Annotated in this window: 16 protein-coding genes and 1 pseudogene; 10 read left to right on the top strand and 7 right to left on the bottom strand. The window is 43.2% G+C overall.

The features are described 5' to 3' along the window. The first annotated feature begins 213 nt into the window (after positions 1-213). Genes A6049_RS12840 through A6049_RS12830 form a run of 3 tightly spaced genes read left to right on the top strand, consistent with a single transcriptional unit; the run spans position 214 to position 1,794 of the window. Positions 214-696, top strand: a complete 483-nt coding sequence (locus A6049_RS12840; RefSeq protein ID WP_063565031.1) for a MarR family transcriptional regulator — start codon at positions 214-216, stop codon at positions 694-696. Positions 697-716: 20 nt separating this feature from the next. Next, complete coding sequence (locus tag A6049_RS12835; RefSeq protein ID WP_063565030.1) at positions 717-1,292, top strand: nitroreductase family protein; 576 nt, start codon at positions 717-719, stop codon at positions 1,290-1,292. A 16-nt stretch (positions 1,293-1,308) separates the two neighbouring features. Then, positions 1,309-1,794, top strand: coding sequence for a nitroreductase family protein (locus A6049_RS12830; protein ID WP_063565029.1), 486 nt, complete (start codon positions 1,309-1,311; stop codon positions 1,792-1,794). Positions 1,795-1,963: 169 nt separating this feature from the next. Here the strand turns inward: A6049_RS12830 and A6049_RS12825 are convergent, their stop codons facing one another. The 3 genes from A6049_RS12825 to A6049_RS12815 all read right to left on the bottom strand — a co-directional run bounded on the left by A6049_RS12825 (position 1,964) and on the right by A6049_RS12815 (position 5,084). Beyond that, positions 1,964-3,226 carry an MFS transporter gene (locus tag A6049_RS12825; RefSeq protein WP_063565028.1) on the bottom strand — a complete coding sequence of 421 codons (1,263 nt, stop codon included), beginning with the start codon at positions 3,224-3,226 and terminating at the stop codon, positions 1,964-1,966. A gap of 39 nt (positions 3,227-3,265) precedes the next feature. Further along, positions 3,266-4,171 (bottom strand): ArsR/SmtB family transcription factor, encoded by a 906-nt coding sequence (locus A6049_RS12820; RefSeq protein ID WP_063565027.1) that lies wholly within the window; start codon positions 4,169-4,171, stop codon positions 3,266-3,268. A 250-nt stretch (positions 4,172-4,421) separates the two neighbouring features. Further along, positions 4,422-5,084: an MBL fold metallo-hydrolase gene (locus tag A6049_RS12815; protein WP_063565026.1), complete on the bottom strand. Its 663-nt coding sequence runs from the start codon at positions 5,082-5,084 to the stop codon at positions 4,422-4,424. Positions 5,085-5,251: 167 nt separating this feature from the next. On the opposite strand from A6049_RS12815, the gene A6049_RS12810 reads away from it, so the two are divergent. The 5 genes from A6049_RS12810 to A6049_RS12790 all read left to right on the top strand — a co-directional run bounded on the left by A6049_RS12810 (position 5,252) and on the right by A6049_RS12790 (position 11,033). Further along, on the top strand, positions 5,252-5,779 hold the full coding sequence (locus A6049_RS12810; protein WP_063565025.1) for a sigma-70 family RNA polymerase sigma factor: 528 nt from the start codon (positions 5,252-5,254) through the stop codon (positions 5,777-5,779). After that, positions 5,766-7,238, top strand: coding sequence for a DUF4179 domain-containing protein (locus A6049_RS12805; protein ID WP_063565024.1), 1,473 nt, complete (start codon positions 5,766-5,768; stop codon positions 7,236-7,238). Before A6049_RS12810 ends, A6049_RS12805 begins: the two co-directional genes overlap by 14 nt. Before the next feature lie 318 nt (positions 7,239-7,556). Continuing rightward, positions 7,557-8,192 carry a glycoside hydrolase family 11 protein gene (locus A6049_RS12800; protein WP_063565023.1) on the top strand — a complete coding sequence of 212 codons (636 nt, stop codon included), beginning with the start codon at positions 7,557-7,559 and terminating at the stop codon, positions 8,190-8,192. A 212-nt stretch (positions 8,193-8,404) separates the two neighbouring features. Continuing rightward, positions 8,405-9,244 carry a formylglycine-generating enzyme family protein gene (locus tag A6049_RS12795; protein ID WP_063565022.1) on the top strand — a complete coding sequence of 280 codons (840 nt, stop codon included), beginning with the start codon at positions 8,405-8,407 and terminating at the stop codon, positions 9,242-9,244. 346 nt (positions 9,245-9,590) lie between these two features. After that, positions 9,591-11,033 carry a hypothetical protein gene (locus tag A6049_RS12790; protein WP_063565021.1) on the top strand — a complete coding sequence of 481 codons (1,443 nt, stop codon included), beginning with the start codon at positions 9,591-9,593 and terminating at the stop codon, positions 11,031-11,033. Between the two features lie 80 nt (positions 11,034-11,113). Here the strand turns inward: A6049_RS12790 and A6049_RS12785 are convergent, their stop codons facing one another. Beyond that, positions 11,114-11,497 carry a winged helix-turn-helix transcriptional regulator gene (locus A6049_RS12785; RefSeq protein WP_063565020.1) on the bottom strand — a complete coding sequence of 128 codons (384 nt, stop codon included), beginning with the start codon at positions 11,495-11,497 and terminating at the stop codon, positions 11,114-11,116. After that, positions 11,490-11,852: a winged helix-turn-helix transcriptional regulator gene (locus A6049_RS12780; RefSeq protein ID WP_063565019.1), complete on the bottom strand. Its 363-nt coding sequence runs from the start codon at positions 11,850-11,852 to the stop codon at positions 11,490-11,492. The genes A6049_RS12785 and A6049_RS12780 overlap by 8 nt, the downstream gene beginning before the upstream one ends. A 105-nt stretch (positions 11,853-11,957) precedes the next feature. On the opposite strand from A6049_RS12780, the pseudogene A6049_RS12775 reads away from it, so the two are divergent. Continuing rightward, positions 11,958-12,871: pseudogene (locus A6049_RS12775) on the top strand (arginase family protein). A gap of 268 nt (positions 12,872-13,139) precedes the next feature. Then, positions 13,140-13,595, top strand: coding sequence for a hypothetical protein (locus A6049_RS12770; protein ID WP_306291819.1), 456 nt, complete (start codon positions 13,140-13,142; stop codon positions 13,593-13,595). A gap of 69 nt (positions 13,596-13,664) precedes the next feature. On the opposite strand, the gene A6049_RS12765 is transcribed toward A6049_RS12770, so the two are convergent. Continuing rightward, positions 13,665-14,516 carry an aldo/keto reductase gene (locus A6049_RS12765; RefSeq protein ID WP_063565018.1) on the bottom strand — a complete coding sequence of 284 codons (852 nt, stop codon included), beginning with the start codon at positions 14,514-14,516 and terminating at the stop codon, positions 13,665-13,667. Between the two features lie 222 nt (positions 14,517-14,738). After that, complete coding sequence (locus tag A6049_RS12760) at positions 14,739-15,782, bottom strand: SIS domain-containing protein (RefSeq protein WP_063565017.1); 1,044 nt, start codon at positions 15,780-15,782, stop codon at positions 14,739-14,741. Positions 15,783-15,907: the final 125 nt, after the last annotated feature.

The following is a 15,907-nucleotide window of genomic DNA, read 5'->3' as shown; positions in this document are numbered from 1 at the left end:
AAATGTTTCTGTATGTAAGATGCCATTCTCCAAGCAGTAAGGTAGCCTAGGGCTTAATTCTAATTTTTTTCTTTTACCAGAGGAAATAGTTGATAACTGTTCTCACTCATGATATATTGTTAACAAGTAAACTATATCGGATTAATTTCCTGAATTAGTTTAATCATTCAAGGTTTTTTTATTGTTTATAAGTAAATAAGGAGCGATTGAAGAATGGATTCAAACGATCGAACAAAACAGTTACTGTATGACCAATTTATCCGGTTTTTACATGTATATGAGAATCACAAGGATACGGAAATTGAACATTTTCTAAGTATCGCCCAGCGGGAAAGCATGGACAAAATCCCTCAGCATTTGACCGCGGTTCATATGATAGATTGCATTGGCAAGCATGAGCCTATTAACAACACAGGGATTGCTGAGGCGATGAATTTGTCCAAAGCAAGTATTACCAAGATCGGCAACAAACTGCTGGAGGAAGGATTCGTCAAACGTACGAAAATGAATGACAACAAGAAGGAGAGCTATTTCCGGTTGTCACCACAAGGCAAAAAGATCTTTGAACTGCATGAACGTTTACATGTACTTGAGGCTGAACGGTTCTATCGTTCTTTGGACAAATATTCGGAACCGGAGCTGAAAATAATACTTCAATTTCTTCAAGACAGCAGCATGGATATGGAATCCAGATAAACTGAAGGAGAGTGAAACACTTGAGTCTGGCAGAATTGATCAGGGAACGCAGAAGTATTCGTAAATGTAATTCTACACCGGTGGAAAAGGAGTTGGTTGTTGAATTGCTGCACAAGGCTACGCGGCTTCAACCATCTGTTGAAGCTGGCTTATGGCGTGTCGTTTATGCCGGAACCCCCGAAGCACGCAAACGGTTGGTGGACTGCATGCTGGAACAGATGTCGCAGAGCAAGCTCGGCAAGTTGATTCCGGGAAAACTGCTGGATGTGTTTAAAAAGAGGTTTACCGATATTCCTGCTCATGTCATTGTTATGTCGACTGTAGGACCGGATCGTCTGACCAATGATCGCAATTATGCGGCTGCCTGCGGGATGATGCAGAGCTTCCAACTGCTGGGATGGGAACAAGGGTTAGGAATGCTGTGGGATACAGAGTCCATGATTCAGAATGAAGGCTTTTTCAAAGGAATTGGACTGCGTGAGGATGAAAGATTTGTTGGCATTCTTCATATGGGATATTACGACAAAGCGCCAAGAAGCCGGAAAAGAACACCAGCTGAGCAAAAGTGGACTGTATTTCAGGGTCAGACTACGTAGAAGGGAGGATGTAAATATGGAATTGTCCGATCTGCAAGGGGGCATACACAGTCCGAAATATTTTTTGGATCGACCGGTATCACAGGAGCTAATCCTTGAATTGCTCAATCACGCCGTGTGGGCGCCAAATGATGGACTTCGTGAGCCGTGGCGATTTATTTTTGCTGATAATCGTAATGGGAAACTCATGCAGGGAATGCAGGAGCACGCTCCAGCGTATCTTCTGGTTCTGGTGAAGGAAGAGGCGGATCATCATAAGCGGGAAGAGGACTTTGCAGCTGTCTGCTGTCTGATCCAAAATTTTCGTTTGCTTGCCCATGAACAGGGCCTGGGTGTGCGCAGTACGTTGCATGACTGGATGTACGACCGGAGTCGTGCTGAAAAGTTTGGCGTGTTAGGCAACGAGCGAATTGCTGCGGTTCTGGAATTGGGATATGGCGCTGTACAGCTGGAAGGGAAAACTGAGATAACAGAACCTCAGCTTCAGTTCGAACTGCTGTAGCGTAGAAGATATAGGAAAGAAAATTTAAATGAATGAGGAACGACAAAACCTTGATCGGGATTGTCGTTCTTTTTTGTGCGGTGTGTATCCGATTTGTAGATTACAAGTCAGCTATAGCGGATACACACAACTAATCCAGAGATTCACCTATTTTAGAAAAATGATATTCCTATAATGTGTTAATTACCTTGTTATGAGAATTGAATTGTGTTCTATTCTGTAAAGCAGATAAATCACCATCTAAATTCTTCAGGTTGGGAAGGAAAGCTGCGGCGACCGAACAAAGCAAGGGGAGCAGACCCAAAGACAAGAATAAGAAAGGCAGACCATAGAGTTCTGCAACCGCTGCACCTGCAAAAGCACCTACAGGCTGTAGTCCGCCACCAATGAGGAACCGTATTGAGTTGACTCGGCCTTGAAGAGGTCCGGGGACAAGTGTACCATGCAAAGCTGAACTGAGAGAACCAAAGAAAGGTCCTGCTGCACCAGCGGCACATAAGGCAACGAGCGCAAACGGATAACTCGGGAATAGGCCCAGTAAGGCGTTAAAAAGCCCGATGGCGGCTAGGCTGCACAACATAACTGTCCGTCGTCTTTTGATTTCACCCATCCACGAGATGACCAAAAGTCCTATTAATGTGCCACATGCTGAAGCAGTGGTGAGTGTACCTATAGCAGCGGCATCCCGATTTAACACTTCACGAACAAAAGGAATCATCATCGTCCAGATCGCTACAGAAGACATGTTGCTGATCGAAACCATTCCCATAATCGAAAGCATGGCCGGGAAACTACGATAAAAGGAGAAACCTTCATGGATATCTCTGAAATAAGCTTTAATTGAAAATGAGGACTTAGCTGCTACTGGCTTCTGCATTGTGGGCAGATAGAGCAACGTGGCAATGGCGGCGGTGTAACAAACGGCGTTGATGCCCAGCGTTGGCAACGCCCCAGCTACGGCAGTAAGAGCTCCGGCTAAGGCTGGGCCCAACAAAGCAGCTGCATTACGGCAGCCGTCGATTACCGCGAATGCACGCACCAATTTGTGTTTATCTGATACTCCTGGAATAATTGCCATTGCGGTGGGCATGAATAGGGCAGAACATGCCCCGCTTAGTCCTGCGGCCAGGAAAAGATGCCATAATTGCAAGTGGCCTGCGAGTCCCAGACTCAGCGGTAATAAGAGAGCAAGCAACCTAACAGAAGCAAGCACTGCCATGAACCGCCCTCGGTGTAACCGATCGGATAACGGCGAGCCGAGCAACCGAATGGCCACTTCTGGAATGCTAAAGCTTAGTGCCATCGCACCCATGGCCATCTTAGATGCAGTTATTTCATAGACAAGCCATTCCATAGCCAGAAGACCAAATACGTCACCAAATGAACTCAGAGTGACAGTCGCTAGTAAACCATAATAACTGCGCTTAAGCATGAGTGTTCCTCCGTGTGCGTAGGTTAAAGGGCATGATCATCATTCTTCAATATAAGCTGAAATCTGTTCCGAAAGCTTGTTGAGAGCTTCTAAACGCAAGCTGTAAGAGGTCGTTTTCTGGTTATAATGCACGATGACAAGCCCCGCTGCCCTTAATGAAATCAGGTGGTAGTGAACCGTACTTTTAGAAAGTTTAACCTCGCTAACGATCTCAGTGAATGTTAACTGCCTTCCAGCCAACAGGCGGAGGATATATAATCTGGTCTCGTCGGACAAAGCTCGCGTTAGACGCAACAACCGATGTTCAGGCCGACCCGTTGCTGGTGGGAGAATATCGGCAGAGTAACTTGTGAAAATCACTTCATCAAAGATGGCTGAGGTGACAAAGGGACGAGCATGATATTGAGGGATTAGAATCACTTGTTTGAGCAGAGGGGTGGGGTATAGACGCATACCTTCTGTTGCCTCCTCATAGACCTCTAAGTCATTGGTTCCGTTTAAACTGGACTGTCTGGTTTCAGCTTCTAAGGCGAGACCTTCGATAATCGCCGAATCAATTTGGCTGAAATAGTGGGTATCCCATTCACGCAGCGCTTCGGATGTCCGGCTGCGCAGTTCCGGGAGATTGGAGGGAACGGACAACTTCACATTAGCAGCGATGTCATATAGCTGGCCCGTGGTTAGGTCTTCAAGCCAATCCAAAAAACTACTCACTGAGCGTTCACCAGGACAACTCCAAATATAAGGTGCTAGGCTAAAATCATCTACAAGTTTCATCGTCTCCCGCATTTGTTGTAGTTTGGCAGGTGCGAACCGATCTTGTACTTCTCTGACCCATAGTTTTCCAGCATCCAGAGCATTATGATTCTGTTTACTCATGAAAACCGTCAGGCTGCTTACACATTCATAAATGGGCGCGAAATCAACTTCCACTTTGTAGTTCATAGCTCGAATTTCCCCCTGTTCTTTCTTGTTCTATATTTATAGAACAACTAATTTGTTTTATTGTATACGAACAATTATGGGTTTGCAACAAAAATGTCCAATGATTTACTTATTCTCTTCAACGAAAAAAGACGTTCCCACGGGTGGCGAGCACCTGAAGAAGCGTCTTTATGATTTATAATGACAGCAAAATGAGCAGTCTGGTTTTAAAATAACTGAATAATACTCACCGATAGTGTATATTGAAAATTTAATCTTGGTTGAGTGCTGCTATCTGATCTTTCACATTTACATTACTTAATCCCCCGTGGTAACAAATGACAGATGTAATATCGAAATCTGCATATTTTCTCAACGAGAGCTTTGCTGCGTTCATATCCGGTGTAGTCGGGGCGTGAATTCCACCAAGTATACCTTCTACACTGTACATGGAATCCCCGGCAATGAGAGTTTTACTTTCCTTCAAATAAAGACTGATATGACCGGGTGTGTGTCCAGGCGTGTGAATAACGCGAATCCCGCCGCAAAACGGCAGTTCCTGACCATCTATTAAAGTATGGTTTACTGTGCCCTTCGGGGGATTCTCCAGGTGACCATCTTTTATCAGAGGCAGTTCTCCTTGGATGTACGGCTTATCCAATTCGTGTGCATATACATAAACAGCGTTGCCACGCGTCTGTAAAATCTCCGGTAGATTCCCTATATGATCGACATCCTGATGGGTCAAAATAACTGCATTTAATTGGTCTATTGAAACGCCAGCCTTCTCCATTGCCACACGTAAATCCTCAAATTGACCTGGAAAACCAGTGTCTATTAGAATAGTCATTTCTTGATCCTTTAAAAGAATAGGGTGTATCACATTCCCATGATAGTCTAGATGGAGCATTTCGACTCCCTTTGAAATTTCCATAATATTAGTCCTCCGTAGAAAGAAATAGTATCTCTTTGTAAACGAATCAACTTCGTAAAAAGATACGGGGGTAGAATTGAAAAAAAAAGATTAGTGTTTTCTTGTGAACCAAACCAAGTATAGGATGATCTAATGAATAGAAGGAATGAAGGAAAGGGGGAGCATTGGTGGATTTATCAGAAAAAGCCGAACTTGCAAGACAAGGAGATAAGGAAGCTTTTGTATTTTTAATACGTGCTGTTCAACAAAGCCTATTTGTTATAGGAAGATCAATCGTTAAAACGGATGAAGATTGTGCAGATGCAATACAGGAGACCATTGCTAAAGCTTTTTCTAATGTACATACACTGAAAGAGCCAACTTATTTTAAAACTTGGATCATTCGGATTTTAATCAATGAGTGTAATCGGATTATTAAGAAAAAAAAGCGAGTATCCCTTGTCCCTTATGATATGAGAAAGACATCTTATAAGGGGGATTTTGAACAAATTGAGCTGTTTGAGGTAATTGACGAATTGGATGAACAGCTTCAAACCATCGTGACACTTTTTTATATCGAGGACTTATCGGTCAAGGAAATAGCTAGAGTGCTTGAAGTTTCTGAAGGAACAGTAAAGTCAAGGTTATTCAGGGCCAGACGACAATTATCAGAGCTCGTTCTAGAGGAAGGAGAGGGCAGATATGAATTTTCATGATCCGGTTGACCGTGAGATCAAGCAATTAATAAATGCTAAAAGAAAAGACCTGATCATTCCTGATACAGTACAACTTGCTATGGAGAACGCACTTTCCTCCATTTCGGAGCAGAAGGTAAAAAAGAAATATCCCCATAAAAAATGGAGATGGGCAGCAGCAGCTTTAGCCCTCTTTTTCATCCTAGGAGCGGTTTCGATTTATTCCGTACCAACATTTGGTGAGATGATCCGGTCTTTATTTGCCAAGGATAACCCGGATATTGGACTTTTGCGGGCACAAGAATTGGGACTAGTGCATAATCCTCACATTAAAGTCAAGGACAAAGGTTATACGCTGGTAATTGATGAAGCAGTTGCAGACCCTACCCGAGTGACGATGGCTCTTCAACTCTTTGATAAAAAAGGTAAGCACGATCGCTATAAGTTACTCCTTGGAGATCTGAACAACATTACAATCAAAGATGCTAACGGTAAAGACTTGGACACCATGTACGATATGGGGTACACAAATGATTTTTATTATATGGTTGCTTTCTTCAATGAGCCATTGGAGACAGACAAGATTACGATAGAAGGGAATATTGGGACGCTTGGCAACAGAAACGAGCCTTCCATTGAAGGAGAATGGAACTTTAGCTTTGATATAGATATGAGAGAGGCTAACCAGCAAACGAAGATAGAAGAATTATCAGGTAGCTACACAACGCCACACGGAATGACAGTCACTTTAAAGAGGTTAACGAGAATGGTACAAGGAGTCCGTTTTGAACTGGAGACTGAACTTAATGATGCTGCAATGGCAAGGTCACCCGGTGATTTATGGGAAAAGCAGATGTTGAGCTTTCACTTTGAAACTAAAGAGAATGAAGAAATTCATTCGGTAAATTCGAGAAAGAATGGTGACATGGTTAGTCTGATGTCTACTGATTATGCAGTCATTGGAGACGGGAAGATTCGTTGGAGTTATATTTTCAAGTACTTGCCAGAGCATGAACCATATCGTTTTATTTTGGATGGTTACTCGGTCGCGGAAACAGACGGTAGCAGAATTTCCTTTAGGCCATCGGAGCTGATAGAACCCAAATCTTTTCAAATATTAACAGACCGCATAGAGTTGGTTGGGACGTCGCTTGAGGACTCACAAAACCCTGATGCCACATTTGAAACAGCCGTATCGTTCTACGGGGAAATGGATAACGAAATAAACAATGAAGAATGGAAAGCATACGATTCATCAGGCAAGCAGTATGACGTTAGTAAGTGGGGGATTTCAACCTTAAAAAATACGCTTTCTAATAATTGGAGAGAGGGATTTATTAGTATGGGGAATCGCGATACGCAGCAGCCTTATGAATATCGGATTATGGGGTTAGACGACATTCCGGAGGAACTTATCCTGGTAAGACGTGTAGTGGATAAAAGGTACAAAGACCCGGACTGGTCTGTATTGCTAAAATAATTTATTAATGTGTAGTCTATCCAGCACTAATATCCTCAGCATCACTTTCACAGCCGCCCTTCTGGGCGGCTTTTTGCATATTTGTTTTCTTATAGGTACAAGTCGATTTTTAGAAGGAAAGCAGATATAGATCTAAACATATTAGAGATTAATCTTTAATTTGTCAGGTTTTTATGTAACCGCTATCATTCTATAATTTAGTCAGAAAGGAGGTGAAAGTAAAAAAAATAATTGCATCAAATGGTAATTGAAAACTTCAACCGAGAATCAGACGAAAGCAGTCGATAGGGCAAATACAATCATATTGGGAGGTAGAGTATGTTTAAATTTAGCAAAAAAATGATGACGGTCATTCTTGCGGCTTCCATGAGTTTTGGCGTGTTTGCAGCAACCTCAAGTGCAGCGACAGATTATTGGCAGAATTGGACCGATGGCGGCGGTACGGTCAATGCCGTGAATGGATCAGGCGGCAATTACAGTGTGACATCGCAGAATACGGGGAACTTTGTTGTTGGTAAAGGCTGGAATGTTGGATCTCCAAACCGGACAATTAACTATAATGCTGGGGTTTGGTCTCCATCCGGTAATGGATATTTGACACTTTACGGGTGGACAAGAAATGCACTTATTGAATATTACGTTGTAGATAGTTGGGGCACATACCGACCAACCGGAACGTTTAAAGGTACTGTCAACAGTGATGGAGGAACCTATGACATCTATACAACGATGCGATACAATGCACCTTCCATTGACGGTACACAAACCTTTGCCCAGTGCTGGAGCGTAAGACAATCGAAGAGAGCGACCGGGGTTAACTCCGCTATTACATTCAGCAACCATGTGAACGCATGGGCAAGTAAAGGAATGAATCTGGGTAGCAGTTGGTCATACCAGGTGTTAGCGACAGAAGGATATCAAAGCAGCGGAAGTTCCAACGTAACGGTGTGGTAAGTAATCCACGGTAAGCAACCCCATTTAACGTAAGTAAAAAAGATTTTTATACATTAAGGACAGGCTCAATGCCTTTTCCTCAGTTCTACTTTCAGTCCGGATATGTTGAAGGCCGTTTAAGTCAGACAAATGGCCTTCGACGTTGCCGGATACGAAATGATAGGTATCATAGGCCATTTTTTATTTTCCATTCGCTTAAAGGAGATTGTTCAATGAGAAAGCTATTAATGTTCTTTTTAATAGCAACAATGCTAGGAATTACTGCCTGCTCGCAGGATAAACCCGAACCGAAGGATAACCTTGTATTCGTGCAAGGTGGAATGTTTAAGAGTAACAAGTCCAATTTTTCTGGAAGAAATGCGACCCTTTCGAACTTTTATATCGGAAAATATGAGGTAACTCAAAAAGAGTGGGAAAATGTCATGGGAAATAACCCCTCCGAATTCAAAGGAGATCAATTACCGGTAGAAATGGTGAGTTGGTATGATGCGATAGAGTATTGCAATCTAAGAAGTATACAAGAGGGCTTGAAGCCGCATTACAACATCGATAAGGATACCCAAGACCTGAATAATAAGAATGAGAACGATAATATTAAATGGATAGTAACCATTAATGAGGGAACTAATGGTTACCGACTGCCTACAGAAGCGGAATGGGAATATGCCGCAAGCGGAGGTCAGGATAGCAAGAATTACACATACAGCGGCAGCGACAACGCCGACAAAGTCGCATGGTATTGGAAGAACGCCGGGGACAAAATCTTAACTGGAGACTGGAACTGGCCTGCCATAGAGAGCAACAAAAACCAAACCAAATCGATTGGTACTCAACAGCCCAACGAGCTTGGTATCTACGATATGTCTGGCAATGTAAGAGAATGGTGCTGGGACTGGTACAGCGATGCTGAGAGCCAAATGGCTTCATTTCGGGTAATAAAAGGCGGGGGCTGGATCGGTGGTGTCAACAATAACGAGATCGCTTTTCGAGGCAAATTCGATGCAAATGGTTTTGGTCTGGATCAGGGGTTTCGTGTTGTTCGCGGAGAATAGTCGAAACGTTGTAAAGTACCCAAATAGTTTAAGACGGCCCTATATGCTGCAAAGTAGGTCGTTGAACATAAAGAGATGCCCGCGCTAATGCAGATTAGCCGGGGCATCTCTTTTTGAAATGCTTGTATTTCATTCTAATGCACAGGATCGGAAAGGTGATGCATTGTTTGTCGTACAAATCGACCCTTTATTTTGCAGGATCAAAAAGTATCCTACCACACAAAAATGATCGGATCATACAAAAAAGTGCGTACTATTCAACGATCAGGGCACCTGATAATCTAACATTCGAAGGGCAAATTGAATTGTCGTTCAATATAAAAATCGTACTGAAGGGGTGGGAAAAATGCCAGCGTATCAACTTCACTTGAAAGATAAACGGATCGTATGGGGAAACGCAATAGATGTGGAGTCTCTCATTGGCACATATCCACAGGATTCAATTAGACCAGGAGAGAATGCGGCTTTGGATTGGAAATTGCCTAATGGCATATATAGAGCAAAAGAGGTCGTCATAGAGCTGGATAAACTGCTTGAGGCGATACTGGTTCAGCTGGGCGAACCGATAGACGGTAATCCTTCGGTGTTATTGGACAGCCTTCAGGCCAATTTGGCGATCTCCGGTGATCTTTCATCACTACCGCTTGGACCTTTGGCTTTGAAGGATAAGGCAGGTGTTGAAGTTACGGCACAGGCGGCACGTATCGGTGAACAATTGGTTCTCTGGGCACGAGAGATTAATTCTGAAAAGAGGGCACTGGCGCAATATGGACCGGAAACCCTAGGAGAGCTGGAATTTAGAAGTCATTGCTATGGTCATACCCTGATACCGGAAGCTATTGCTCAGGTTTGGGGTCCCGCTGGGGGACCAAGAGTTATGCAGTTATATAATGAATACTTGCACCAATTTGTATTGCTGCGGGATGCATTACTTCCCTTTGCCAATTGGGAACAAGTACCGTTTGAAGTCATGGAACACACGCAATTCAAAGGATTACGTTTTCTGGAGCCTGCCCGTAAGGTCTTTTTAACTCAATTGCTCGGGAAGGAATTAACTCACAAGGCGATTGTTCAATATGCACAGAGTGTGCTTAGCTCGAGTTTGACCTCTGCTGGTTACGGCTTTCAATATCCTTTGGGAACTGTGTTGCCCGCTGGCTTGGGAGAGTCGGCTGGTACGGCTGCACGTTATCTTCTGAAGTGGCATCCGGTACAAACCATTGAGACTGAAGATACAAAAGATTTAGTTGCCATCTCTTTCGAATATGAATATGACGATTATTATGCTGCACCACGCGACGAAGCAGGAACGGGTATACCTGGCAGCAAGGATCACTTTCACATTTCAGAGAATCATAGTGATCTTCCATCCATCGCACGGCTGCTTCCGAATACAGATTCAGATCGAACGACCTTGCGTTTCAGACTGGAGAGGGAAGGTCATGTATCATCTAGTGTAGAATCTAGTGTGGATCTCGGTCAGCTCTTCAGGGGACATCGATTTTCATATCGGCCTGAAAAGAACAACCATTCCAAGGATGCTACTGTGAAGCGAACATCGACCAGCATTCATCAGGTAGCAGACATTCTGTCGCATTCCGGATTGGTGACAAATACGGATAATGGAGTCCATATCATACCAACAGGCGGAAATGAACTTGTACAGTGGGCTTTGTTAGGCAAGCTGTATCCCGAAAATGTGGTGTTAGTGGACAAAGGAGATCAAGAGGAGCTGGAAGCAGCTTTGGTTTCTGGGAAGGGGTATGGAACGCAATTTTTGGTGTTGTAATGCTATAAACCATTCGTGACAGATGATATGACGACGGCAGCGTACTCGTACAGAGCTGCTGCCGTCTAATTACGACTACTTTAATTTACATTAGCGATGTCGCGGCGAGAGTCATCATTGTCGCAAGATACTTCGTCGGGGAATTTCTCGATATAAGTCGTACCAAACTTGCACAACATCTGTAGCATGGGGGCCAGTTCCTCGCCCAGATCGGACAAATAATATTCTACTTTTGGCGGTGCAACCGGATAGACCTTGCGAATAATCAGGCCGTCGCTTTCAAGCATTCTGAGCTGCATTGTAATCATGCGTTGAGTTGCGTCCGGAAGAAGTCGCTGAAGTTCATTAAACCGAATGGGACCTTTAGTTAAGTGATTGAGTATAGAAATTTTCCATTTACCGCTAAGTAAGCTCATGACAATTTCCGAGGTACAGCGATAGGTTTTATTTCTAAAGTTAATCATCCTCCAACACATCTCTTTCACTTTGATTTTGTACTCCCCACTCACATAAACCTTCCAGAACAGGCAATAACGTTTCCGCTTTATCGGTCAGTCTGTACTCGACTTTAGGCGGGACTTGTGGATACTCTTTCCGTTCGACCATACCATCCGCTTCTAATTCTTTTAGTTGTGAACTCAGTGTTTTAAACGTAATCGCTCCAATTTGTCTTTTCAGTTCATTAAAGCGTACCGGTTGGTTTTCTGCCAAAAGATAAATAATGACCATCTTCCATTTGCCGCCAATGACAGACAATGTATAGCCAAAAGGCGTATCTTGAATATGTTTAACCTTACCTTGATATTCAGCCATGCTCATATTTATGCTATCCTTTCGGGTAGTACCTGTCATAATAGTGCGTACTACTTTTTGATTTGCGTTCAGTTTATACTAACCTTACTTTGAAGTAAAGGAGAGAAAAACTTGAATCAAAAAACAATACGTCTGTTAATGCCTCAATGGCAAGGGGGAAATAATCCTAACTACTCTTTTGGGGCGGAACTGCTTGCCTGGCTGGCTCCTGATAATGATCAACCCCTGATCCAAGTTCCTGTACAAGCATATGATGGAACTCCACTGGAAAACGAGAATGGTGTAAATGGGAGAAAACAGCTCATTGAACAATTGGAAGCAGCACAGCATATTATTCATGCTCACAAGCCTGACCGCATCGTTATGTTTGGTGGAGACTGCTTGGTCGAACAAGCTCCGTTTGCCTATTTAAACGAAAGGTATAATGGAGAATTAGGCTTGATCTGGATCGATGCGCACAGTGATTTGGTTGGTTACGCGGGTTATGATAACGGACATACGCTACCTCTGGGTAATCTTTTGGGAGAAGGGGATGAAGAGTTTGCAAAACATGTAAAAATCCCTCTAAAACCTGAAAATGTCTTTATCGCGGGGTTGGCAACACCTACAGAACAGGAAGACGAAGTGATCTCAGAAGCTTTTAAACGATTAGGTATAACGACTGCAGAATCAGATACTGAAATGATTCAAAGACTTGGCATTAAAACTGCCGGAGTCAAAGAATTAACGAAAAGTACAGCATCCATCAAACAGTGGATCAAAGAAAGCGGCATTAAACATCTGGCTATTCACCTGGATCTAGATGTGCTTGATCCTAAGGCTTTTCGCTCGTTATTATTCGCTAATCCTGAAGGCCCTTATACGTACTCTCCTGCGGGAAGCTTGCAAATTCCTCAGCTCCTTCATCTGCTCAAAGAATTGTCGGAAGAAACAGATGTTGTGGGATTGGGTATTACCGAGCATATGCCATGGGATTCAATCAACTTGAAGAACCTGCTAGGGAAATACCTATTCTAAATAAATAATATCATTCAATATACTCACCAACGGATTTATAATACTAGAATAATAGGTTGACCATAAAAAATACACTCAGACACTTTATCATTGTGTGAAGTGTATTTTTTTGTGACTGTACGTGAGATAAAAGCTTAATAGCATTTGAGTGCTGAGGATTTGAAGCTATGGCTGGCTGTGATCTGGGGTGCATTGTAAGACACCATTGGTCATTCACCTACATACATTATCTCAGGACAAATGACTATTGAAGTCAGTCATGGAGGTTTTAATCTTATGTCAATTAATCATCATTCGAATACATCACATCCTTATTGGATCGAGAACGTGGGCGGGAGAGAAAGGGAAGCTATGACTCCTCATCCTGTAGTTGTGGAGGTTAGGCAAGTCGCATCCAATCAGATTGTAGTGACGTACGATCAACCAGCGGATTTAGCATCCGCAACAAACATATCGAACTATTGGATAAGAAGTAATATGGCTAGTCCATCAGATATAGCCAGTCTAGGAATGGGAGAAGCCATCGGCAAAGAAAATTCGATTCGTGCTGATCGGGGGATGATCGCTCCTATTAATAATTCCAAAACGAGATTTGTTATAACCTTCAATGTTAACGCGACTATGGGTGTTCTTTATATTTTGCTTCCATGCTTTGTCAATTTGGAGGGGAGATCCGGATTCACTGGAGGAAATTGGGGACCGTTCAGTAGAAATATGTTTATTGGATTGTAGTAAACAGTTCAATAGGGCATGAACACAAAAAGTCGCCAGAAATGGCGACTTTTTTATCGATAGAAAGGGTCAGATTTCAAGTTTACGTGTACCGAGCCACTTCACCATTTCTGGGTCGTTATGAGAAAAGAACAGACTTTGCTTCGTATCTAATGCAGTAATTGATTCCATATCATTTTGGCTTAATTCAAAGTCAAAGATATTGAAGTTCTCAACAATTCTCTCTTTACGAACAGACTTCGGAATGACAACGACTTCTCTTTGTGTCAACCAGCGTAAAACGACCTGTGCAACAGATTTATTCACCTTTTTCGCAATGGATAGCAATACATCATTCTGGAAAAGATCATTTCTTCCTTCAGCAAAAGGCGCCCAGGATTGAATCTGAACATTATTTTCTTTCATAAAAGCAGCACTTTCGATTTGTTGATTGAAAGGGTGTGTTTCAACCTGGTTTACCGCAGGAACTACCTCATTATGAATGATTAAATCGATCAGACGATCCATCTGGAAGTTGCTAACTCCAATAGCACGGACCTTTCCTTCACGATACAATTCCTCCATAGCGCGCCAAGAGCCGTACACATCGCCAAAAGGCTGATGAATTAAATACAGATCCAACACATCCAATTGCAATCGATCCAGAGATTTTTGGAATGCTTTTTTAGTGTTTTCATATCCAGTATCCTGAACCCAAAGCTTTGTAGTAATAAATAATTCTTCTCTTGGGACACCACTTCGTTTAATGGCTCGACCAACGGCTTCTTCGTTTAGATATGAGGCAGCTGTATCAATCAGGCGATATCCTGCCATAATGGCATCGTAAACGCTTTGTTCGCATTCATTTTGATCTGCAATTTGATAAACACCAAAACCCATAATGGGCATCTCCACACCATTGTTAAGTATTACTTTTTCCATGTTAAAGCCCTCCTTCTTATAGGTTTATTATGTACCAAATCATCATTCTAGCGTTATATCATTCATATCAAATGTTTGCCTAATTATCTCACGGGACGCATGAAATTGATTTTTGACCTTCAAGTAAAAGACTTCTATTCTGCTGAATAGAAGTCTTTGAATCTCCCTCTGAAATTCCCCTTTTCCAACCTTCCAAGCCAATTGAAAGAACAAAGCTATCTTTTATAGCTTGACCCAGGCCACCAGCCCATCGGGCTGATCCGGGTTAATACCATGGCGTTCGGCATTAGCCAAAGCAGCGATTTGCGAGATGAAGATGAAAGGAATACCCCGCACCGCTGTATTAAGCGGATGACTAGTTGTGATTTCAAGGTCGATGAACTCCTGCGGGATGCCCATCGCCCGATCGGCAAATGTAATAATGGTGGCTCCACGCTCCTTAATATCCCTCAACAGATTGCGTTGATGCTCAATACCGCTGTCCGACAAGGCAGCAATCACTAAAGTATCCGAACCCACGGTGACCATCGGGCCGTGCCGAACGTCAAGAAGATGGTATGCGTGGGCTTGTGTCTTGGCAATTTCGGTCAAAGCGATGGCACCCTCGGCTGCCAGGCCTTGTAGTTCACCGTCTGCAAGCAGGACTGTATTCGTCCAATTGAAGTTGGAGACACGGCGGATGCTGTCCTCTACACATGCCATGTAGGCTTCACCTTGATGAATCGCTTCCTGCATATCGATAATCAGCTCCTCATCACCAGCAAGAAAAGCGGCAAGCAGCAGATTGGCTGCATACAGATTGGTTACTGTGCGGGTCTGGCAAACGCTATGGTCAAAAGCCCAGGGCAGTTCCAGAGGGAAATCAGCGTTTTTGGATAACGGCGAGCCCGTTACACAAGAAATCGTTAATAATGGAATACGTTGATCGGACTGAAGTAAACGCAATGCTTCAACGACCTCACTCGTACTGCCAGATCGTGACGGCGCTATGATCAGGCTACCCTCCAGCATGGGACGATAGCGTTCTGCATGGAGCATGAGATCACCAGCGGCAAGTGACATTGCAGGCAGGCCAGCACGCAAACGGAAGGAAAAAGCGGCCGCTTCGCTCAAGCAATAGCTGGACCCGGCGCCAACAAAGGTTACGGAGGTAATCGCTTGAGCTTGGACAAAGGCAGTAAATTCCGTGCGCTTGGCCAGTAAATAGTTGTAGGTCTGCTGTAGGGCCTTATATTGTTCTTTTACTTCAAGATACGTCAAACTCATAAAAATACCTCCCGGGAATGATTTAGATTGATAGCTTCAGTTTGTGATCTTTTCGATCAAATATATAGTTAAATGATTGTGATAATCATAATTATGCCTTTATATCCCTGTAAATTGCAATAGTT

The sequence above is a fragment of the Paenibacillus sp. O199 genome (assembly GCF_001636635.1).
Lineage (GTDB): Bacteria > Bacillota > Bacilli > Paenibacillales > Paenibacillaceae > Paenibacillus > Paenibacillus marchantiae.
This window is presented reverse-complemented; position numbering and strand designations above follow the sequence as displayed.

Excerpts from the sequence above, each read along its gene's own strand:
- A6049_RS12825 (WP_063565028.1), bottom strand. The coding sequence starts at position 3,226 with ATGCTTAAGCGCAGTTATTATGGTTTACTAGCGACTGTCACTCTGAGT.
- A6049_RS12785 (WP_063565020.1), bottom strand. The coding sequence starts at position 11,497 with ATGATTAACTTTAGAAATAAAACCTATCGCTGTACCTCGGAAATTGTC.
- A6049_RS12770 (WP_306291819.1), top strand. The coding sequence starts at position 13,140 with ATGTCAATTAATCATCATTCGAATACATCACATCCTTATTGGATCGAG.
- A6049_RS12795 (WP_063565022.1), top strand. The coding sequence starts at position 8,405 with ATGAGAAAGCTATTAATGTTCTTTTTAATAGCAACAATGCTAGGAATT.
- A6049_RS12805 (WP_063565024.1), top strand. The coding sequence starts at position 5,766 with ATGAATTTTCATGATCCGGTTGACCGTGAGATCAAGCAATTAATAAAT.
- A6049_RS12780 (WP_063565019.1), bottom strand. The coding sequence starts at position 11,852 with ATGAGCATGGCTGAATATCAAGGTAAGGTTAAACATATTCAAGATACG.
- A6049_RS12830 (WP_063565029.1), top strand. The coding sequence starts at position 1,309 with ATGGAATTGTCCGATCTGCAAGGGGGCATACACAGTCCGAAATATTTT.
- A6049_RS12760 (WP_063565017.1), bottom strand. The coding sequence starts at position 15,782 with ATGAGTTTGACGTATCTTGAAGTAAAAGAACAATATAAGGCCCTACAG.
- A6049_RS12790 (WP_063565021.1), top strand. The coding sequence starts at position 9,591 with ATGCCAGCGTATCAACTTCACTTGAAAGATAAACGGATCGTATGGGGA.
- A6049_RS12820 (WP_063565027.1), bottom strand. The coding sequence starts at position 4,171 with ATGAACTACAAAGTGGAAGTTGATTTCGCGCCCATTTATGAATGTGTA.
- A6049_RS12815 (WP_063565026.1), bottom strand. The coding sequence starts at position 5,084 with ATGGAAATTTCAAAGGGAGTCGAAATGCTCCATCTAGACTATCATGGG.
- A6049_RS12840 (WP_063565031.1), top strand. The coding sequence starts at position 214 with ATGGATTCAAACGATCGAACAAAACAGTTACTGTATGACCAATTTATC.
- A6049_RS12765 (WP_063565018.1), bottom strand. The coding sequence starts at position 14,516 with ATGGAAAAAGTAATACTTAACAATGGTGTGGAGATGCCCATTATGGGT.
- A6049_RS12800 (WP_063565023.1), top strand. The coding sequence starts at position 7,557 with ATGTTTAAATTTAGCAAAAAAATGATGACGGTCATTCTTGCGGCTTCC.